Origin of the sequence: Tabrizicola fusiformis (assembly GCF_013328815.1) — a bacterium.
Taxonomy (GTDB): domain Bacteria; phylum Pseudomonadota; class Alphaproteobacteria; order Rhodobacterales; family Rhodobacteraceae; genus Fuscibacter.
Genome location: NZ_JABUHN010000003.1, coordinates 104,297 through 124,350, shown reverse-complemented (window position 1 = coordinate 124,350; position 20,054 = coordinate 104,297). Strand labels below are relative to the sequence as shown.

The following is a 20,054-nucleotide window of genomic DNA, read 5'->3' as shown; positions in this document are numbered from 1 at the left end:
CCACCGGGTCAGAAGGGCAGAAGTGAAAACGGGCAGGGCCTTGGGCCCCGCCCGCCGCGTTTCAGTGCAGGATCAGGCGATCGAGATGGCCCAGGGCGCCACGATCTGCCAGTCAAGGTTCTTTTCCATGCCTGCGACATTGGCATTGGCCCAGCGGCTCATCGTCTGCTTATACCACGGGATGAACATGTAGTCGTCGCGGAACAGCCGCTGCGCCTCTTGCGCAAGGGCCACGCGGGCCGCGTCATCCGACGGCTTCGACAGGGCTTCGGCGATCAGCGCATCCACCTTGTCGTTCTTGTAACCGCCCATCTTGCCCTGCGCATTGCCCGAACCCGAACCGATCGAGCCGTTCAGATACGAGGCTGCATCGGGAACCCGGGTGCCCACGTCGTCGCGGAAGATCTGCACCGCGTTCTGGTCGGGGCCGGCATATTGGTCTTGCTGCGGCTTCATATCGACGGCGGTGATGCCCAGATGCTGGCGCCACTGTTCGGCGATATACTGCGCCGCCGCCTCGTTCGCGGGAGAGGAGATGCCGACGAAGAGCAGCTTCGGCAGCTTGTCCGGCCCGCCATAGGTCGATTCCGCCAGCAGCGCCTTGGCGCGCTCGGGGTCATGCGGGAAGGGCACGAAAGCGGCGTCATCGGCGCCCGGCACGGCGTTGATCACCATGTCGGTTTTCTTGTGCGGGCCATCGGGGAAGCTGGCCTTGATCAGCCCCTCGCGGTCCACGGCCAGGATCAGCGCCTCGCGCACCTTGGGGTCGTCCATCGGGGCGCGGGCGGCGTTGAACCAGAAATGCTGGCTGGTGGGGATTTCCGGGCCTGCCGCAAATTCCGCGCCAAGGTCCTGCGCGATGGTCGAGGTGACCAGTTCGGTATGCGCCTGATACTCGCCCGAGGCCAGCATCTGCGTCGCCGTCACGTTGTCTTCGACGGCGGTCAGTTCGATCCGCGCCAGCACCGGCTTGGTGCCGAAGAAATTGGGGTTGGGCAGCCAGACCAGCTCGCCCGTGTCGAGATTGGCCGAGTCGAGCATGAACGGCCCCGAGGTGGCGCCATTGGCGGCCATGAAGAAATCCGGCACCTCGTTGCCATCGGCGCCGCGCGCGACCGAGACTTTGACGACAGGCGCGATATGGTTGGCCAGCCGCTGGAAGAAGATCGGGTCCGGCCCGGTCAGCGTTACGGTCAGCGTGCCATCCTCACCGGCGACGATGCCGGAAATATCGGTGCCCGCGCCATCCTTGACGGCGGCGTAGCCCGCGACATTGCCCAGAACCTGATCAACGCGCTGGTTCTTGGTGGCGGGCATCGCCGAGAGTTCCCAGCTTCCCTTGACATCGGCGGCGGTGATCGGGCTGCCATCGGCAAAGGTGGCGGCCGGGTTCACCTTGAAGGTCCAGCTTGCGAAATCCGCCGAGGGGGTCCACTCGGTCAGGACATAGGGCTGAATCTCGCCCTTTTCGTTGAAATACATCGCGCTGGCGTTCCAGACCGAGTTCCAGCGGAACGGCACCCCGCCGCCGCGCAGGGGCGACCAGTCCTGCGAGAAGGCCGGGTTGATGGCCTTCAGCACCTGACCCTCTTGCGCGATGACGATGCGGGCGCCCGCGCCGAATGCGGTGGCGGCGACGATCGAGCCCAGACCCAGTTGCAGCGCGGCGCGCCGGGTGACGGCGCCTTGCGGCGTGTTGCGAACCTTCATGTTCTTCCTCCCAGATGAAGCGGACGCCACGCCGCTGTTTGCGGCCCTCCGAGGTGACGTTCCTGCTGCACATAAACGAACAGCTTTCGCAGCAAGATGTCAACTTGTTATTTATAGGCGAAGAATTTCGCGGGATTTGTTGCGCTTGCCTGTGAGGTGATTTATATTTAATATAGTGATATCAGTTATCTAACTCTAGATTCGCCTTATCTCCTGCCAATTTACATGTCTTGACAAGTTGTGCTGTCATGTCGCAGATTTCCTGCACACCTGTTCCCCGCAGCTATGAGATGAAAGCCTGTCGTCATGCCAGCACCCATGCCCGCCCGTGAGTTTTCCGCTGAAGAAATCAGCACTTACATGGATGGCTTGCTGCGCCCCCATGCCCATGAGAGCGACCGGACCGAGGCGATGCTGCCCTCGCCCTGCATCCAGAATCACGCGGCGAATCTGTGCCTGCTGCCGGATGGCGCGCTGGCCTGTGTCTGGTTCGGTGGCACGATGGAGGGGATGGGTGATATCTCGGTCTGGATGTCGCGGCTGGAGCCGGGGGCGGACCGCTGGAGCGCGGCCATGCGGCTGACCGATGCGGCGGACCGTTCGGAGCAGAACCCGGTGCTGTTCGTGGCGCCGGGGGGTGCGGTCTGGCTGTTCCACACCTCGCAGCCCGGCGGACGGCAGGATGAATGCGAGATTTTCAGCCGCTGTTCCGCCGATGGCGGGCGCAGCTTTGGCCCGTCGCAGCGGCTGGGCGATTTCCGCGGCGTCTTCGTGCGCCAGCCGCCGCAGATCGGCCCGGCGGGCGAATGGCTGTTGCCGGGTTTCCGCTGCGTGACCCCGCCTGAGGGGCGCTGGACCGGGGCGCTGGATACCGCTGTCGTGCTGGTGTCGCGCGATCAGGGCGAGAGCTGGCAGGCGGTCGAGGTGCCGGACAGTCTGGGCGCTGTTCATATGAACCCGCTGCCGCCGCAGGATGGGGTGATGCCCGCCTTCTACCGTCACCGCTTCGCCGATGCCGTGCAGCGCAGCCTGTCCACCGATGGCGGCCTGACGTGGAGCGCGCCGCAGCCCACGCCGCTGCCCAACAACAATTCGTCGGTGCAGGCGGTGCGGTTGGCCGATGGCCGGGTGGCGATGGTGCTGAACCCGGTCAATGCCGGTATGTCGGATCAGCGCCGCGCCTCGCTTTATGACGAGATCGAGGATGAGGCCGGTGAGGCGCCGCAGGGAACGGGCGGTGCCATCTGGGGCGTGCCGCGCGCGCCGATGACGCTGGCGATGTCGTGGAACAATGGCGCCACCTTTCCGCTGCGCCGCGATCTGGAGACCGGCAGCGGCTATTGCCTGAGCAACAATTCGGCCGAGGGGCTGAACCGCGAATATTCCTATCCGTCCATCCTGCAGGGGCCGGATGGCGCGCTGCACATCGCCTATACCTATCACCGCCGGGCGATCAAATATGTCCGTCTGACGGGGATCACCCGGCGCTGAAGCCTGTCCGGTTCAGATCGGACCAGACAGGTTTTACCCCCGCAGGATTCCCGCCAGTTCGGCGATGTTGCGTGCGCCCATCTTGGCCATGACCCGGCTGCGATGGGCCTCGACCGTGCGCATGGCGATGCCAAGGCTGTCGCCGATCTGCTTGTTCAACTGGCCCTGCAACATCAGGGCCATCACCTCGGCCTCGCGGGCGGAAAGCGATGCCAGGCGCCGCTCGACATCGCGCCTTGCGCCCGAAATCTTGCGCGCCTCGGCATGGGCGGCGATGGCGCGCAGGGCAAGGTCCACGATCTGATTGTCGTTGAAGGGTTTTTCCACAAAGTCAAAGGCCCCGGCCTTGAGCGTCTGCACCGCCACCGGCACATCGGCATGGCCGGTCAGAAAGATCACCGGCGCCACATCGCCGCCGGCGCGCAGCCGGTCGAACACTTCCGGCCCCGATAGCCCCCCCATCCGCACGTCAAGGATGATGCAGGCGCAATCGGCAAGCGGCTGGGCGGCCAGAAACGCCTCGCCCGAGGGCCAGCCGCGGGCGGTGATCCCGCGCGAGGCGAAAAGGAACTCCAGCGCGTCGCGGATTGTTTCCTCATCATCAACAATATGGACGGTTCCGGTGGGGCTTTCGGTCATGCGGCGGCGCCTTCCTGTGGGTCGTCGGGGGCGGGCAGGGATACGGTGAAGATGGTGCCGCCGCCGGGGCGGGGTCGGTGGGTCAACTGCCCGCGATGCAGTTCGACAATCGAGCGGCAGATGTTCAGCCCCATCCCCATGCCTTCGGCTTTGGTCGAGGTGAAGGCGTCGAACAGATGGCCGTCCACCTCGGGCGCGATGCCGACACCCTGATCGGCCACTTCGATCACAGCGCCACCCGCCTCGGCAGGGCGCAGGGTGACGGTCAGTTGATCGCCATGGCGGCGGGTCTGCGGCATCGCCTCGATCCCGTTGCGGATCAGGTTGATCAGCACCTGTTCCAGAAGAATGCGGTCGGCCTGCACCGGCGCCACCGGGGCGAGGTCGGCTTCAAGCTGCACCCGGTTTTCGCGGGCATCGGCGGCGATGAAGCCCAGCGTTTCCTGCACCACATCTTCAAGCGCCACGGCAGCAAAGCGGGGTTCGTGCTTTTTCACGAAACTCTGAATGCCGCGGATGATCTGGCCCGCCCGCCGCGCCTGCACCTGCATCTTTTCCAGCGCGCCGGTCAGAAGCGCAGGGTCACCCCGGCCCTGCTGCATCAGGTTGAGCCCGCCCGCGGCATAGCTGGCAATGGCCGAAAGCGGCTGGTTCAGCTCATGCGCCAGCGACGAGGCCATTTCGCCCAAGGTCACCAGCCGCCCAGTGCGGGCAAGGTTTTCATCCTGCGCGCGGGCGCGGCGGGCGGCGGCCTTGGCTTCGGTAATGTCGATGACAGACCCCATCCAGCCGCGATGCACGCCCTTGGCGTCAATCAGCGGCGCCTCATAAACCTGCACCTCGATCTCGCGCCCGTCGCGGTGGCGAAAACGCGATTCGAAGGATTGCGGCCGCGCCCCGCCCCGGGCCAGCGCCTGCTGGCGGGCAAGGGTTTCCTCCATCTGGTCGGGCGCCCAATAGGGCATCGGCGGCGCATGGCCGATCAGGACCCCGGCGGGCCAGCCGACCAGATTGCAGAAGGCGGAATTGACGTAAAGGATGCGCCCGGCATGGTCCTTGGCGCGCAATCCCACCGTCAGGCTGTCTTCCATGCTGCGGCGAAAGGCGATTTCGCCCTGCAACCGCGCCTCGGCCTGACGGCGGCGGTTGGCGTTGCGGTAAAGCGCAAAGAGCGCAAGAATCGAAAATCCCGCCAGCCCGGCAATAGCGACCAAGATCAGGGTGTTGGCAAAGGCAGCCGAAGGGGCATAGGGCGCGATCCGCAAAACGGTGCCGCGCAGTGGCGGATCGAAGCTGATCAAATGGGCCTGCGTGCCGGGGGCGGGCGGGCGGCTGGCCCGTTCGGCCAGCGTGCTGCCATCGGCGGCCAGAAGCTGCACCGAATATTGCTCGGCGATCCACCAGGGGATATGGCGTTCCAGCAGCAGCGGCAGGGCGATGGTCACCGTCACCACGCCGCCATCGTCGCTGGGGCGCATGGCAAAGGTCACGGTGTCGCCGCTGATCTGGCCATAAACCGGGCGGGTCGAGACCACGCGCGCACCCTGCAACAGGCCGACAAGGCTGCGGTCCGCCGGCGCGCCCCGCCCGGGAACCGCATGAACGGTGGCGCCCGCCGCATCATACCAGATCACCGACAGCACCTCGGGGTTGGCAGCGATGTGCAAGCGGGCGCGGGTTTCCAGAAGGTCGGGGGCGGTGCCGCCAAGCCCCTCTTGCGCCAGCCGCACCAGCATGTCTTCGTCCACCGAAAGCTGAAAGCGCAGGGTCTGTTCCACCCAAAGCGCATCGGTGGCCAGCTTGGTGCGCACCCGTTCAACATCGGAACGGTTGATCAGCCAGACCAGCGCCACGACCAGCCCCAGAAGGGCCACGATGGACACAAGCGGCAGAAGCGACAGAAGGTCGATCCGCCGGACGCCCGGCGGGGCTTCGGCAGTCCAGGGATCGGTCCCCGGCTGCGCCCTGTTGTCCTGTGCCCCGTCTGTTATACGGTCTGTCACACGCCCCGCCCCCGCTCTGCCGGTCACCTTAGCGACAGCGCGTGACAGCTTGCAATCAAGGATGTAATCCGCCCGAAGGGGCAGGGCGGGAGGAAGCGGGAATGCGGGTGGGAAACCGGGTGGCCGTGCTGGCGGCGATCGTTGCGGGCCTTTTGGCCTTGCCCGCGCTCGGGCAGCCGGTTGTGATCAAGTTCAGCCATGTCGTGGCGCCCGATACCCCCAAGGGCAAGGCCGCCGCCCGGTTCGAGGAACTTGCCGAACGCTATACCGATGGGGCGGTCGATGTGCAGGTCTTCCCCAACAGCCAGCTTTACAAGGACAAGGAAGAGCTTGAAGCGCTGCAATTGGGCGCGGTGCAGATGCTTGCCCCCTCACTCGCCAAGTTCGGCCCGCTGGGCGTGCCCGATTTCGAGGTGTTCGACCTGCCCTTCATCTTCCGCGACTATCAGGCGCTGCATGCCGTCACCATGGGGCCGGTCGGCAAAGACCTTTTGGCCCGGCTTGAGGACAAGGGCATCACCGGGCTGGCCTATTGGGACAATGGATTCAAGATCATGTCGGCCAACCGCCCCTTGCGGATGCCCGCCGATTTCCGCGGGCTGAGGATGCGGATTCAGGCATCGCGCGTGCTGGAAGCGCAGATGGCAGCCTTGGGGGCCGTGCCGCAGGTCATGGCGTTTTCCGAGGTGGAACAGGCGCTTCGGGCCGGTCTGGTGGATGGGGCCGAGAATACGCCGTCGAACATGTATACCCAAGGGATGAACGCGGTGCAGCCCTATGCCACCATCTCGAACCACGGCTATCTGGGCTATGCGGTGATCGTGAACAGCAAATTCTGGGACGAGTTGCCCGACGATCTGCGCGCGGCGCTGGAACGCGCGATGGCCGAGGCGACGGATTACGGCAACAGCATCGCCAAGGGCGAGAATGATGCCGCCCTTGCCGCGATGCGCGCCGCCGGCACCACCGAGTTTCACGAACTGACCGAGACGGAGCGGGCCGCATGGATGGCCGCCCTCTTGCCGGTGCAGGATGCGATGGCCGACCGGATCGGCGCCGGAACGCTGGCTGCCGTCCGCGCCGCCAGCGGGGGGTAGCGCTCAGGTGGGGGCGGCAGCCTTGTCCTCGCGGATGCGCGAACTGGGCACGCCCGAGTGCAGCACCGCCGCAACCTTCAGCACGGCCGATGTCAACACAGGCGCCGCCAGATCATAGAAGGTGCCGATCTGCATCAGCTTGCGGTGAAAGGTGCGGTTGGCGGTGATATGCGACAGGCCGCTGCGGCCCAGACAGGCATAAAGCCCGAACCAGTCCACGTCAAAGCTGACGCCGGTGCTGGCCACCACCTCGATCAGGCGGCGCGCGCCTTCGCGGCTGAGGTAATAGCCGTCAAAACCACAGGCGAGCAGGTTCAGATCCTTGCGCGCCAGAATGGCATCAACCACGCTGCAAAACCCCTCATTGTCGGCCTGCGCCTCGTCCGAAGGTTGGGTCAGCGCCATGCGGTTGTTCACGAACACCATATCGACGCCCTGCGCCTTGGCCAGCGCATGGCATTCGGCCAGCGGGCGGACAAGGATCACGTCGTCTTCCAGAATGATCGCGCCGTCCAGCCCCTCGTCCAGAATGGTCTCCCAGGCGCGCACATGGCTGAGAAAGCAGCCCAGCGTGCCGGGGCGCGAGGTGTCGGCGCCGGGGATGAAACCCGCCACCGCCCGCGCGATCGAGGCGCCGCGGATGGCCGAGACACGGATGAAGCGCATGTCCTGCAGGGCCGGGTCGGGTGTCAGCCGCGCCAGCCTGTCGCCATCGGAATCCAGATTGACAACGACGACGGCTCCCCGCTCGACCTTTGCGTTCATGTCGCCTCCCTCAGCGTGACTGGCACAAAACCGTCAACAATTTACTCTCCCGTTCTGCCCGTGCGGCGCGGAAGTTGCAATCACCCTTTGACGGTGCCGCGTGGCTTCTCTTCCACAGCGTCAATCAGCCGCTCTTCGTCGCAGATCACGCTGCTGAGGCGGGACGAGACGCTTTCCGGTTTGGCCGCAGCGGAGGGGGCAGGGGCCGGGGGTGGGGAGGGGGCGGTGGTGTCCGCCGGAGCGAAGCCGGTGCAGTAATGCCGGAAGAAGGTGCGCATCGCATGGGCAACGCCGATCTCTTCAACCTCGCGCAGGTCTTCGGCGAAATAGGCCCCGCGCGAAAAGGCGGCGGTGATGATTTCGTATGACGGGAAATAGTCAACGAAATCATATGTATCTGTCATCATCTGCGCCGCGACCCGCAGCACCGATTTGGAATAGGTGGTGGCCGCAAGCACATGCTGACCCGAGAAGGTGGCGATCAGCGGCACAGGCGAGACGGTCAGCAATACCCGCAGCGCCGGATTGCGGGCGCGCAGGAAGGCCACGACCTGATGCAGGTCTTCGGTCACTTCGGTCACCGAAAAGTTGTGAAAGCGGCTTTCGCCCTCATGGTGGGTTCCCGCGCCGCAGCCGGGGCAGATGGCATAGACCGTGCCATCCTGCGCATTCTCCCAGGCTTCGGTCAGGCCAAGGGTGAAGACGAAGACATCCGACTCTTCGACCATGCGGCGGATGGCGGCGTAATGCTGTGCCCGGTCGGCGGCGAACTCGGCGGCGCAGGCAAAACCGCCGGGCTGGATGAAGGGGCGGAACGGGTCGGTCAGGCTGCCGTCCCGCTCAATCCAGACATCGTCCAGCGGGGTGCGCAGCCCATAGGCCCGTTGCAGCATTTGCAGCAACTGGCGCACGGTATAAAGATTGCCGAAACGGGCCGAGAAGGTGCCGTAATTGTATTCCGCCAGCCGTTCGGCCCCCAGAATGGGATGGCCCGGTTCGGTCACGAAATAGCTGCCGCCGCCGTTGCGGATATACCGCGCGATATGCTGGGCAAAGCAGCTTCCGGCGGTGGCCACCTTGTCGGCGGCGGTGATGGTAAAGCGGGGGGCGACCACCGGGTCGATCTGATCGGGCGCCACCGCAGACACGCCGCGGCGCCAATAGGCATGGCCGGGCAGGCTTTTGTAGGGGCAGGGAACCGCCTTGCCGGGTTCAGACATTGCGGCCCTCCTTGCGGGCGCGGATCACGCCTGCCACTTTCTGCAGGTAAAGCATGGCCCATTCATGTGTGGCATGGACACTGTCCTTGACATATTCGGGCTTGAGATAGCCGGTCTCGTCCTGCGTCCCGGCAATATCGCCCGGCACGAAGATCATGCCGTTCTGGCGGCAAAGATCACGGTAAAGCGCGTTTTGCAGATGCCAGAGCTTCAGCCGCACCGGGGCGGCGGTCACCGGATGGCGGGTGGCAAGGCTGGCCTGCGCCTCGATGAGGGGGGCCTCGCTTTCGCCGGGTGGCGGTGGCCCGGCGATAAGGGTGCGCGCCGGCGGGCGCCATTTGCCCAAGACCTTCAGATAATCGGGGATTTCGTCCATCGTGTCGCGCAGCGCGGCCCGGACCGCCGCCGTGGGCAGCATGGCCGCCCCGGGCAGCCCGGCCAGATCCTGCCGTTCCTCCAGAACGAAGTCGAAGGGCCCGTCAGGCGACAACATGCCCATCTGGTTGTAATGATTGCCCTGCACCGCACTCAGCAGCCAGGTGTCCTCAAGGTTCGGGGCACTTGCCCCCCGCAACAGCAGCGCCGCCAGCGTGGCGGTCAGTTGCGGCCGCCCGCGCAGATCGCGCAGCACGATCGGGCCGGGCATTTCCTTGGTGCCGCAAAGCGGGGCCTCGAAGGTGAACCCTTCGGTCTGCGGAATGCCAAGGCCGATGGCCCGGCGAAACGACCAGACATGGCTGTGCCCGAAAACCACGACATTGCTTGGCACCGACTTACCCCTTTTGCACCGCCCCGTCGGGCGCCGGAATGCCCGGCGCAAACCGCTGCGCTGCCTGCCGAATTGAGGTAACCACCCTTGCCGCAGCTTGACAAGGGGCGAGCCCGCCGCACCCGGGCGCTCAGTTCGTGCGGTAATAGTCCCGATACCAGTCCACAAAGGCCCGCACACCTTCGCGCACATCGGTGCGCGGGCTATAGCCGGTCAGTTTGCGCAAAAGGTCGGCATTGGCCCATGTCGCGGGCACATCGCCCGCCTGCATCGGCATCAGGTTGCGGGTGGCGGTCAGGCCGGTTGCCTCTTCGATGGCGGCGATGAAATCGGTCAGTTGCACCGCATCGGAATTGCCGATGTTAACCACACGCCACGGTGCCACCGGCGACAGGCTGTCGCCTTCGGGCACGATGCCATCAGCCGGGCGCTGCGGCGGGGTGTCGATCAGAAGACGGATCGCCTCGACCAGATCGGTGACATAGGTGAAGTCGCGCTTCATGTCGCCATAGTTGTAGACGTCAATCGGTTCCCCGGCCAAAATCGCCTTGGTGAATTTGAACAGCGCCATGTCCGGCCGCCCCCAGGGGCCATAGACGGTAAAGAACCGGAACATCGTCACCGGCAGATCGAAGAGATGGGCATAGCTGTGCGCCATGCCTTCATTCGCCTTCTTGGTCGCGGCATAGAAGGACATCTGATGGTCGGCGCGGTCGGTTTCGGCATAGGGCATCTTGGTATTGGCACCAAAGGCCGAAGAGGTGGACGCGAGCAGCATATGCGCGGGCGGCCAGGCGCGGGCGGCCTCCAGCAGCTCGAACGTGCCGGTGATGTTGCTGTCCAGATAGCTGCGCGGGTTCTCGATGGAATAGCGCACGCCTGCCTGTGCCGCCAGATGCACCACCACATCGGGGCGGTGTTCGGCGAACAGGGCCATCAGGCGGCCCGGCGTCTGCACATCGTCATTGACCACCGAAAATGCGGGTGATTGCAAGAGCATGGCCTGACGGCGCTCTTTCAGGGCGACATCGTAGTAATCCGACAGATTGTCGATGCCGACCACGCGAAAGCCATCCGCCAGCAGCCGCTGGCACAGGTGGAACCCGATGAATCCGGCCGATCCGGTGACAAGGGCGGTGCGCATTCTCAATCGGCTCCAAACAGATCCCGGGTAAAGACCTTATCTGCCACATCGTCCAGATCGGGGGTGCGGCGGTTGGCGATAATCAGGTCGCAGGTGGCCTTGAAGGCCGCCGCATCCCGCTCGACCCGCGAGCCAAAGAAACTGTCTTCGGCCAGCGCGGGTTCATAGACCACCACCTCGATGCCCTTGGCCTTGATCCGCTTCATGATGCCCTGGATCGAGCTTTGGCGGAAGTTGTCCGATCCGGCCTTCATCACCAGCCGGTAGACCCCCACCACCTTGGGCGCCTTGGCGATGATCTGCTGGGCGAGGTAATCCTTGCGGGTGCGGTTGGCATCGACGATGGCCGCAATCAGGTTCTGCGGCACTTCCGAGTAATTCGCCAGAAGCTGCTTGGTATCCTTGGGCAGGCAATAACCGCCATAGCCGAAGGACGGGTTGTTGTAATGCCCGCCGATCCGCGGATCAAGGCAGACCCCGTCGATGATCTGACGGCTTTCAAGGCCACGCGACAGGGCATAGCTGTCCAGCTCGTTGAAGAAGGCGACGCGCATGGCAAGGAAGGTATTGGCGAAAAGCTTGATCGCCTCGGCCTCGGACGGGTCGGTGAACAGCACCTCGACATCCTTCTTGATCGCCCCTTCCAGCAGCAGGTCGGCAAAGCGCCGGGCGCGTTCGGACTGTTCGCCCACGATGATGCGCGAGGGGTAGAGGTTGTCATGCAGCGCCTTGCCCTCGCGCAGGAACTCGGGGCTGAAGATCACCTGATCGGTGGCCAGCTCGGCGCGGATATGCGCCACATAGCCGACCGGAATGGTGGATTTGATCACGATGGTCGCCTGACGGTTGACCGCGATCACCTGCCGGATGACCGTCTCGACGCTGGAGGTGTCGAAATAGTTGCTTTGCGGGTCATAGTTGGTCGGCGTGGCCACAATGACGAAATCGGCATCGCGCCATGCGGCGGGGCCATCGGTTGTAGCCGTCAGATGCAGCCCGCCGCGGGCGAGATAGCTTTCCAGCTCGGCATCCACGATGGGGCATTTTCCGGCATTCACCATTGCCACCCGTTCGGCCGTAATGTCCACGGCAACCACGGGATGGTGCTGCGACAGCAGCACTGCGTTGGACAGACCCACATATCCCAAACCTGCGACGGCAATCTTCATGTTCAAATGCTCCGGCACTTCCGATCTGCTGCGATCAGGCCCGATATGGCGCATCTGGGGGAAGAAAGGCAAATGCTGATCTTCGCGGGCGGCGGGTTTTGCACCTGCAGCAAAGCGATTGCCCGCCTTGGGGCAGGCAGATTGCCCTTTGATGGGCAGAACGCGGTGTGCCGGGGTCGGGAATTCCGCCTGTGCCGCCCCCAAGGTGGACTTGCCCTGCCGCAGATGGCAGACAGAGCCAAAGGGCCCGGCAGGGCCGGGGCGGCGGCGTCAAGCCGCCTTGGGACGGGTTCCCGGAGAGAAGCGATGGCAGGACGGAAGAAGACCGCAGCGCAAGCCGGGGCCGAGTTGCGGTTGGCTCTGGTGATGATGCAGAAAGACGAGGGGCCGCTTCTGGACTCGTGGCTGCGCTATCACGAACGGCTGACCACGCCCGACCTGATCCATGTCTTCGACAATGGTTCGACAGATGCGCGCACGCTTGAAATTCTTGCCGGTGCCCGGGCGCGGGGTATCTGCGTCAACACCGATTTCCCGACCAATGCCGATTACCAGATCAAGAACACGATCATGGTTGATCACATCCGCAGCCTGCAGGCGGCGGGCTGCGATTTCGTCATTCCGCTGGATTGCGACGAATTCCTGATCTGCAAACCGCGCCCCGATCAGGTCAGCTTTCGCCCCGATGTGCTGCGCAAGGTGATTGCGGGTGTGCTGGACCTGTCGGGGCATTTCACCATGCTGGGGTCGTATTACAACGCGCTGGGCGCGGGGCATCGGTTTCACCTCGCGGCTGAACGGCATGTCTGCTTTGGCCGCTCGACCGTGACGCGGATGGACCACGGCTATCACATCGCCCGGACCGACGAAGGCAGCAAGCATCAGATCGCGCTGGCCGTGCTGCATTTCCAGTCCAAGCGGCCCGAGATCGGCAAGCGGCAGGCGACCGAAAAGCTGCGCAAGCGGGTGGCCGATTTCTCGCGCGAGACCCTGCTGGCCTATTCCGGGCCGGGCGCGCATATGCGGCACTGGTTCCTGCCGAAAGAGGGTGCCGGGCCGGGCCAGGTGCCGCGCCAGCGCGGCCTGCCCGAGTTTCACAAGGTGATGAAGGCGGTCGGTGCGCCTTTCCCCTTCGAGATGTTCTTTGACGAAGACCGCTATCCGCAAAGCCGCGCCGAAACCGCCGATGACCCCTATCTTGCCGGTGCGGTGGAGCAGGGCCTGACCGAGAAAGAGGCGCTCTTGATCCACAAGCTCTGCCGCGAGGCCGGGCGCGTGCTGTTCTACGGCCCGCAGATGATGGCGCTGTCGGTGGCGCGGACCGGGGCCGGGGCGGTCGATGTGCTGTGTCTGTCGAAAACCACGCTGGGCCGCCGCCTGCCCGACGCGGCCCTGCGCGCCGAGCCGAAGGTGAAGGTCACCCCGGTCAGTCTGCGGGTCGAAGTCGATGGCTTTGGCACCCCGAAGACGCCGCCGCCGCGACAGGCGGTGCTGGCCTATGTCGAACGCGCACCCGACGCGCAGGAACGTCCGGTGGATGTTGCGGTGGTCAATGGCCGCTACCGCGTGGCCTGCGTCGCCAGTCTGGTTCTGGCCAATCCGCAGGCGCTGATCGTCATTCCCAACTTCTGGTCGCGGGCCCATGTCCATGCGGTGCTGAAATTCTGCGGCTGCGTCGATACCGAAGGCGATATGGTGGTGTTGCGCCGCGATCCCGAGGTGCCGGACGACAAGCTGCGCCGCCACCGCGACGCCCACCTGCGCGACCCGCGTTAGTAGGCCCCGGGGGGTGTCAGCCGGTGCAGACCCTTGGGCCGGAATGACAGATGGTCGGACAGGGCCAGCATCCCGGCCATGGCCCAGAGCGCCGAAAGCCACATTTCGGTGCCTTGCAGGCCGGGCCGGTTGACCGACAGGTTCATCGGCAGGCCGCGGCGAGCCTGCCAGTGGCGCATGACGGGCACCAGCCAGCCGCGCAGCCAGACCTCCACCTCGTCCCTGCGGTGGGCGGTCTGACGGGTCGCGGCGTGCAGAAGATGCACCACATCCAGAACATCGGTGGCCATGGCCGTCTGCGGGTCAAACAGGCGGTGGTCGGTGACATGGGTCAGAAGCGTGTCGATCAGCGCCTCGGGATGGGGCAGCGGGCGGGCGAATTGCAGATAGCTGCCCCGCACGATCCGGTATGATCCGTTCACCGGCTGACGCAGCCGCTCTTTCGCGGTGGCGCTGCCCCAGAGGCCGGTCTGCGGGTCGCAGCGGGTATCCAGCCAATGCAGCAGCGGCGCGATCAGGCGGTCATCCCCGAAATGCCGGGCATTCAGCGCCAGCGCACTGGCCAGATTGTCCACCCAATCCCCGGCGCGCCAGGCGCGTTCGTCCCAGTCCAGCGCCTGAAGCCGCGAAATCAGCGTGGCCTCGTCCATCTCCACCCCCTCGCGCAGCGGATGGGGCAGATGGCTGCCCCATGCCTCAAGCGCGTGGTTCAGCCGGATCGTCCGGTGCAGGTTCGGCTTGGGCGGCGGGGCATTCGCCTCGGGCGCGGGCAGCGCCAGCCGGTCAGAGACCAGACCGCTGACCGGATCCTGCAGCGCGGCAAGGCTGCGGCACCAAAGGTCGGCCTCCTGCCCCGGGCAGGGCAGATCGAACATCGCGGCCAGTTCAAGGGCGTCGCAGACCGGGGCCAGCAGCGGGGCATTGCCCTCTGGCCCGGCGATCCAGACCGCGCCGCTGTCGTCGCGGCGCAGCCAGCGGCCCGTGACCTGCCGCATTTCGTTGCGCAACCGCCGGTCGAAGGCGTCAAGCGTGCCGGGCAAAGCGGTGGCGTGCCGGTCGCGCAAGAGCCGCGCCGGATTGCCGCCGACGATGGACCAAGGCGCCACATCGCGCGTCACCACCGCTCCGGCGGCCACGATGCTGTGGGCACCCACCGTCACCCCGTCAAGGATCACCGCATTGGCCCCGATCCAGACGTCGTTGCCGATGCGGATGCCCTTCAGCGTGACGCCCTGCGCCTGAATGTCGATGTCCAGCCGATAGAAATTGTGGTTGAAGCCGACGATCGAGACTGATTGCGCGATCCGCACGCCCGAGCCGATCACCACCTTGCCCGCGATCACGGCATAGCTGTTGACGGAACATTCCGCCCCGATGCGGATGTCGCCGCGCAGCACCGCACCGCCCGCAATTGCGCTGTCGCGGCCAACGGCCAGAAAATCGGTGTGAACCTCGGCATTGCGGGCGATATAGGCGCTGGGGTGCAGCACCGCCTTGCCGACCCGGGTCAGCACGGCGTGGATAACCTTCTGTTCCGCCGCCGCCTCGGGCGGGATGGCGCCCCAAGGCTGAAAGTCAAAGCGGTGGCGCCGCAGCCGGGCTTCGTATTCGTCTTCGCTCAGGGTCATGCGCAAGGCTCCCGCAGGCTGCGGAGGGGGCCGCCGTAGCGGCGCCCCCCGATGCCGTCACTTGGCCGCGGTGTCGATGGCGGCCTGCATCAACTGGCCGATCCGCTCGGCGAAGGTGCGGGCGCGGGCGTCGAAGGAATGGTGTTCCTGCACCCATTCCGCTGCCCGGCGCCGCAGGTCGAGGTCGGTGCGCTCTCCGCCTCCGACCAGCGCGGCAAAGCCCGCCTCATCCTCGAACACTTCGACGAATTCGGCCGGCACCAGCGAGTCGAGCCCGACCACCCGGTCAAGGATCAGCCGCCCGCCGCAGGCCAGCACATCGAACAGCCGGTTCGAGACATAGCCAAGGGCGCGCATGTCGTCCCAATGGTCGCAGATCACCAGCCGGCTTGAGGCATAGAATTCGCCCAGAACCTCGTTCGGCACCAGCCGCCCACGATAGCGCACATCGGTGATGAAGGGTTCCCAGCCGACGCCATAGATATCGACCGGCAATTCATGCAACACCGACCAGCGCACCGGATCGCGGAACACCCCGCGCGAGTTGGCGACGTAAAGATTGCGGTCGGGCCGGGTGCCGATCCGCTCCGGCTCGAACCGGAATCGGCTGGTGTCGGTGCATTGCGGCAGGAAGCTTGCCGGAATGCCCATTTCTTCGGCCAGAATGGCGCTGTGCTTTTCCGAAGCGACATAGACATGGTCATAGCCGCGCAACTCGGCCTGGGTCACGTCATCGGGATGGCTGATCAGCCACAGGATGTTGGTCTGGTGGTTGCGGGGCCGATAGGACAACAGCCCGCGCAGCACGATCACCACATCATCCGAATTGCTCAGACCGCCATGCCAGCTTTCGCGGCAATCGACGCGGGCGACATAGCCCAGCTTGCGCAGCGAGGCGGCAAGGCTCATCGCGTAATGGTAATCGCCCCATTGCGCGCGCTCGTGGTAATGCGCGGCGCATTTGATGGCGATGCGCACCGGATTGTCCTTGGCCGCCAGAGCCGCGACCAATGTGCGGGCGCGGGCATCATAGCTGTGTTCGCGCTGCACCAGATCCTGCATCCGGGCGACCCGTTCCTGCCGCTCGTCCTCATGCGTCAGCCAGTAGTTCAACACCTCGGTCAGGCTTTCGCGGCTGTTGAAGGTGGGCACCAGATCGCCGAACAGCTCTTGCACGCCTGCCGCGCCATTGGTGATCAACAGCGTGCCCGCTGCCATCGAGTCAAACACCCGGCTGTTACAGCTTCCCCAGGTCTTGGTGGCGATATTGGCATCGTCCAGCACGATCTTGGTCGAGGCATAGGCATCGGGGATTTCCGAATAGGCCAGCGGACCTGCGGTGATCTGTGCGAAGGAGGTGCCGTCCCAGTTGTAGCCGAACACCTTGCCCTTGCCCTGGATCGCGGGCGGATCGAGCTGATACTCGATCTCGCGCGGCGGGCCAAAGCGGCTGCCGGTAAAGCAGTAATCGCTTTCCATATGGTCGCGGAACACGCCGACCTGCATGGTATCGCTGCCGGCGGCGATGGGAAGGATGCCCACCTCGCGCCCCAGCTTGTCCTGCAGGAAGCGCGCCGCGATGCCGGACGAGGCGAAGAGATGGTCATAGCTCTGGGTCGAAGGGCTGTCCGCCCAGCGGTCGAACCACTGGCGCATCCAGTTGATGGTGACAAGCCAGGGACTGGCCTTCTTGACCTTGGCAAGATCGAAGCGGGCCACCATGGCGATGACCACATCGACGCCGCTCAGATCATACCAGTTTTCCTCGGGCAGATAGCGCACATGGCAGGGGATCAGCTTTTGCAGCGACCGGCCCATCTCCAGCGAGGTATAGAACTCTCCGGCCGAGGTCTTGTCGCCGACTTCGCTGACGATGAAGGCAAAGACCGGGCGGCGGCCGGTCCACAGCGGCGCATCCGAAAGGTAAGACCGCTTGATGTTGCGCCGCAGCCAGCCGCCCCAGCGGCGGTTGAAGATTTCATTGTTGCGGCGGCGGCGCAGGCCGGAATTGGTGTCTTTCTGCCGGCTGAAACCGCGATGGTGGATCACGCCGATATCATTGGCGCAGACCACCTCCTTGTTCAGTTGCGTGCGCACCTTCAGGCAGAGGTCCACATCCTCTAGCCCATAGGAATACCCCTCATCAAATCCGCCCACCGCCTCGAAATCGGCGCGGCGCAGGGCAAAGAAGGCGCCGGTCACGGCAACGGCACGGCTGGCCGTCTCGCCCTGCGGCGCCTCGGTGCCGCGGCGGCCTTCAAAGGGGCGCACCCAGTCGGATTTGTTCAGCTCGGTATCGAAGAACACGCCCAGATGCTGGTCGATGGCAAGGCCGCGCGCCGCTTCGGCATCGACATGGTCCAGCAGGCGGACGCCCAGAATGCCGATGGCGGGATCGGCCATATAGCGGCGGACCGTGTCGCCGAAGGTCTGGGGGAAGAGCAGGTCGTTGTTGGCAAACAGCAGGATGTCGCCGGTGGCATAGCGCACACCGTAGTTGTTCGATTCCGAAAAGCTGTAATTGCCGCGCCGCCGCACGAAGCGGATCTGCAGCCCCCGTGCCCGGAACGCCTCGCACACGTCGGCGGAATCGTCGGCGGAATCGTGATCGACGATGATCCATTCAATCTCGTCGGCCAGATCGGCCGGCTGCAGCGAGTCGAACATTTCCTGCAACAGATCGCGCCCGTTGCGGTTCAGCACGATGATCGAGACGCGGGTGGTGATGTCGGGTTCCGCCTGCTCCGGTCCGTGATAGGGCAGGGCCACCGGCAGCGAAGACGCCTCGCACCAGCCGGGGGGCGCCTCAAGCGGGCGGGTCGCCTTGCGCAGCGTGCCCATGGCACCGAGGATTTTCACCTCAAGCTGCGCGGCGCGCACCGGCGTCATGTTGGGCGGCAGTTCGAACCAGAAGCCGCAATAGCCGTTGCCACCGTGCAGCGCCTGCACGTCCTTCCGGTAGGAACGGGTCTTGGTATAGGCAAAGGGGGCGCCGTTCAGATACAGCACCAGCTCCACCGGGCTGTCGGGAAATTCCGGCGCCACGGCCCAACCTTCGACAGCGGTGACGCTGACCGCCTCGACATTGCCCACGACCTTGGCGGTCGGCGGCAGAACCGGCGGCGGCGGCTCGGGCAGGGCCAGGGCCGGCACCGTGCTTTCCTTGGTGACGATGACCCGGATCGGCTTGGTCTCGCCGGAATCCACGATGTGGATTTCCAGCGGCACGTCGAACAGCCGCTCGGGGATGGCGCGGCTGAAGCTGAAGAGAAAACCTTGCGCCGTGGTTTCCAGAAGGTTGCCCTCATCCGGCGAAGAGGCCAGCACGATGCCCAGTTCTTCGCCGCCCAGTGTGATGCGCAGCCGCACCGGCATTCCCGGCCAGCGCGGGTTGACCACCGCACCCCGCAGTTCCAGCACAAAATCGCGCAGCCGCGCCTCGGTCAGCCGGAGGGTTTCCGACCGGCGCAGCTCTTCGCCGATCATCGTCACGTTTTCCAGCCGCAGTGGCTGCTGCGCGGTGGCCCCGATCACCAGATCGGCGGGGGTTTCTTGCTCGTGGCGCTGGCGATAGCCCTTGGCCAGTTGCACCCCCGGGGCGATGGCCACGATCTGGTCCAACGGGAGCGGACGTGGCGCGGCGCCGTCCGGCAGACGCTCGAACACCTGCGCGGCGGGGGTGACCACGACCCCCAGACTGGTCTTGTCCAGACGTGCGGTCAGGGCCGCATAAACGGGCGGATGGCTGACGGCCTCGGCAATGTCGGCAACCGGCGTAGCGCGAAAGCGCGAGATCACCTGCGCGCCGCGCGCCTTCAGTTCCTCCGCGGCCTCGGCGGTGGAATCGACCTCGAACCAATGCGCCTCGACGGCGGCCAGATCGACCTGCGCGTCGCGCGGCAGGTCAAGCACGGCATCGACCTTGATCTTGCCCTCGGGGCGGGCGCAGAGGAACGTGCCGGTGATTTCATGCCAGACCCCGCTGGCCAGATCGAGCGGCTGCGATTTGGCGCCGACCAGATCGCTGCGCCGGCCGGTATCGGTGCGTGAAGAAACGAGGATCGGCTTGACCTGCTGCGCCGTCGCGGGGCCGGTGGTGCGCACCAGAATGCGGATGCCGAGCAGATTGCCGGTCGCCGGCGGCAGGTTCATATGCAGCCGGACCCAGCCCTTCATCGCGCCCAGCCCGATTCGGCACAGGTTCAGCCCGCTTTCGGCATCGACAAGGCTGCTGGCCGAAAGGCCGGCAGGAAGGCCCCCGGCGGCGCCGACTTTCCATTCGACCGAAATCCCGGCGCCGATGGAAATGTGTTGATCGAGGACGTCGGGCGCCTCCGAAGCAAGTATGCCAAATTCCATAGTATCAAGACCGTCCAGATTGCCTGCGGGGGCAAAGGGAGCCCCAAAGTTGTAACAGATCGTGTCTGCCCGATTAATGTATCAGAAGCAATGCAGACGGTGCAGGGTAGGGCGCGCGGGCGGGATGCCCGCAGAATTGGCGCCATTTCCCGCCGAACCGCCCGCCAATCGGGCAGTATTGCCACGCAGAACGCCCTCCGCATGGCCCTGACGCCGCCGCAGTCGCGCTGCGGGGCGCAAAAGGCTACGCGGCGGCTGTTCAACCCGGGGAAGGTTTGTTAGCA

13 protein-coding genes are annotated in these 20,054 nt (G+C 65.2%); 3 read left to right on the top strand and 10 right to left on the bottom strand.

Annotation, left to right across the window (positions count from 1 at the left end; all coding sequences use genetic code 11):
- Positions 1-72: 72 nt before the first annotated feature.
- Complete coding sequence (locus HS053_RS05405; protein WP_174210197.1) at positions 73-1,710, bottom strand: ABC transporter substrate-binding protein; 1,638 nt, start codon at positions 1,708-1,710, stop codon at positions 73-75.
- 306 nt (positions 1,711-2,016) lie between these two features.
- Between HS053_RS05405 and HS053_RS05400 the strand changes: the two genes are divergently transcribed.
- On the top strand, positions 2,017-3,201 hold the full coding sequence (locus tag HS053_RS05400; protein WP_206677581.1) for a sialidase family protein: 1,185 nt from the start codon (positions 2,017-2,019) through the stop codon (positions 3,199-3,201).
- A 33-nt stretch (positions 3,202-3,234) separates the two neighbouring features.
- On the opposite strand, the gene HS053_RS05395 is transcribed toward HS053_RS05400, so the two are convergent.
- On the bottom strand, positions 3,235-3,840 hold the full coding sequence (locus HS053_RS05395; protein ID WP_174210196.1) for a response regulator transcription factor: 606 nt from the start codon (positions 3,838-3,840) through the stop codon (positions 3,235-3,237).
- Entirely contained in the window at positions 3,837-5,843 is a 2,007-nt protein-coding gene (locus HS053_RS05390; RefSeq protein WP_458358878.1) for an ATP-binding protein, read from the bottom strand. The genes HS053_RS05395 and HS053_RS05390 overlap by 4 nt, the downstream gene beginning before the upstream one ends.
- Before the next feature lie 101 nt (positions 5,844-5,944).
- Here HS053_RS05390 and HS053_RS05385 point away from each other — a divergent pair, with 101 nt between their 5' ends.
- Complete coding sequence (locus HS053_RS05385; protein ID WP_174210195.1) at positions 5,945-6,940, top strand: TRAP transporter substrate-binding protein; 996 nt, start codon at positions 5,945-5,947, stop codon at positions 6,938-6,940.
- Between the two features lie 3 nt (positions 6,941-6,943).
- Here HS053_RS05385 and HS053_RS05380 read toward each other — a convergent pair whose 3' ends face one another.
- From HS053_RS05380 to HS053_RS05360, 5 genes are all read right to left on the bottom strand, one after another.
- Positions 6,944-7,705, bottom strand: a complete 762-nt coding sequence (locus tag HS053_RS05380; RefSeq protein ID WP_174210194.1) for a glycosyltransferase family 25 protein — start codon at positions 7,703-7,705, stop codon at positions 6,944-6,946.
- A gap of 80 nt (positions 7,706-7,785) precedes the next feature.
- Complete coding sequence (locus HS053_RS05375; RefSeq protein WP_174210193.1) at positions 7,786-8,925, bottom strand: GSCFA domain-containing protein; 1,140 nt, start codon at positions 8,923-8,925, stop codon at positions 7,786-7,788.
- Entirely contained in the window at positions 8,918-9,694 is a 777-nt protein-coding gene (locus HS053_RS05370; protein ID WP_174210192.1) for a hypothetical protein, read from the bottom strand. Before HS053_RS05370 ends, HS053_RS05375 begins: the two co-directional genes overlap by 8 nt.
- Positions 9,695-9,824: 130 nt before the next feature.
- Positions 9,825-10,838: an SDR family NAD(P)-dependent oxidoreductase gene (locus HS053_RS05365; RefSeq protein WP_174210191.1), complete on the bottom strand. Its 1,014-nt coding sequence runs from the start codon at positions 10,836-10,838 to the stop codon at positions 9,825-9,827.
- Positions 10,839-10,840: 2 nt separating this feature from the next.
- Positions 10,841-12,007 (bottom strand): nucleotide sugar dehydrogenase, encoded by a 1,167-nt coding sequence (locus HS053_RS05360; protein ID WP_174210190.1) that lies wholly within the window; start codon positions 12,005-12,007, stop codon positions 10,841-10,843.
- Positions 12,008-12,313: 306 nt separating this feature from the next.
- Between HS053_RS05360 and HS053_RS05355 the strand changes: the two genes are divergently transcribed.
- Positions 12,314-13,783 carry a glycosyltransferase family 2 protein gene (locus HS053_RS05355; RefSeq protein WP_174210189.1) on the top strand — a complete coding sequence of 490 codons (1,470 nt, stop codon included), beginning with the start codon at positions 12,314-12,316 and terminating at the stop codon, positions 13,781-13,783.
- Here the strand turns inward: HS053_RS05355 and HS053_RS22630 are convergent.
- Positions 13,780-15,411, bottom strand: coding sequence for an acyltransferase (locus HS053_RS22630; protein ID WP_194245503.1), 1,632 nt, complete (start codon positions 15,409-15,411; stop codon positions 13,780-13,782). The genes HS053_RS05355 and HS053_RS22630 overlap by 4 nt on opposite strands.
- A 57-nt stretch (positions 15,412-15,468) precedes the next feature.
- Positions 15,469-19,770 carry a glycosyltransferase family protein gene (locus tag HS053_RS05345; RefSeq protein WP_174210188.1) on the bottom strand — a complete coding sequence of 1,434 codons (4,302 nt, stop codon included), beginning with the start codon at positions 19,768-19,770 and terminating at the stop codon, positions 15,469-15,471.
- Positions 19,771-20,054: the final 284 nt, after the last annotated feature.

Coding starts and splice junctions, on each gene's coding strand:
- HS053_RS05405 (WP_174210197.1), bottom strand. CDS start 1,710: ATGAAGGTTCGCAACACGCCGCAAGGCGCCGTCACCCGGCGCGCCGCG.
- HS053_RS05400 (WP_206677581.1), top strand. CDS start 2,017: ATGCCAGCACCCATGCCCGCCCGTGAGTTTTCCGCTGAAGAAATCAGC.
- HS053_RS05395 (WP_174210196.1), bottom strand. CDS start 3,840: ATGACCGAAAGCCCCACCGGAACCGTCCATATTGTTGATGATGAGGAA.
- HS053_RS05385 (WP_174210195.1), top strand. CDS start 5,945: ATGCGGGTGGGAAACCGGGTGGCCGTGCTGGCGGCGATCGTTGCGGGC.
- HS053_RS05380 (WP_174210194.1), bottom strand. CDS start 7,705: ATGAACGCAAAGGTCGAGCGGGGAGCCGTCGTCGTTGTCAATCTGGAT.
- HS053_RS05375 (WP_174210193.1), bottom strand. CDS start 8,925: ATGTCTGAACCCGGCAAGGCGGTTCCCTGCCCCTACAAAAGCCTGCCC.
- HS053_RS05365 (WP_174210191.1), bottom strand. CDS start 10,838: ATGCGCACCGCCCTTGTCACCGGATCGGCCGGATTCATCGGGTTCCAC.
- HS053_RS05360 (WP_174210190.1), bottom strand. CDS start 12,007: ATGAAGATTGCCGTCGCAGGTTTGGGATATGTGGGTCTGTCCAACGCA.
- HS053_RS05355 (WP_174210189.1), top strand. CDS start 12,314: ATGGCAGGACGGAAGAAGACCGCAGCGCAAGCCGGGGCCGAGTTGCGG.
- HS053_RS22630 (WP_194245503.1), bottom strand. CDS start 15,411: ATGACCCTGAGCGAAGACGAATACGAAGCCCGGCTGCGGCGCCACCGC.
- HS053_RS05345 (WP_174210188.1), bottom strand. CDS start 19,770: ATGGAATTTGGCATACTTGCTTCGGAGGCGCCCGACGTCCTCGATCAA.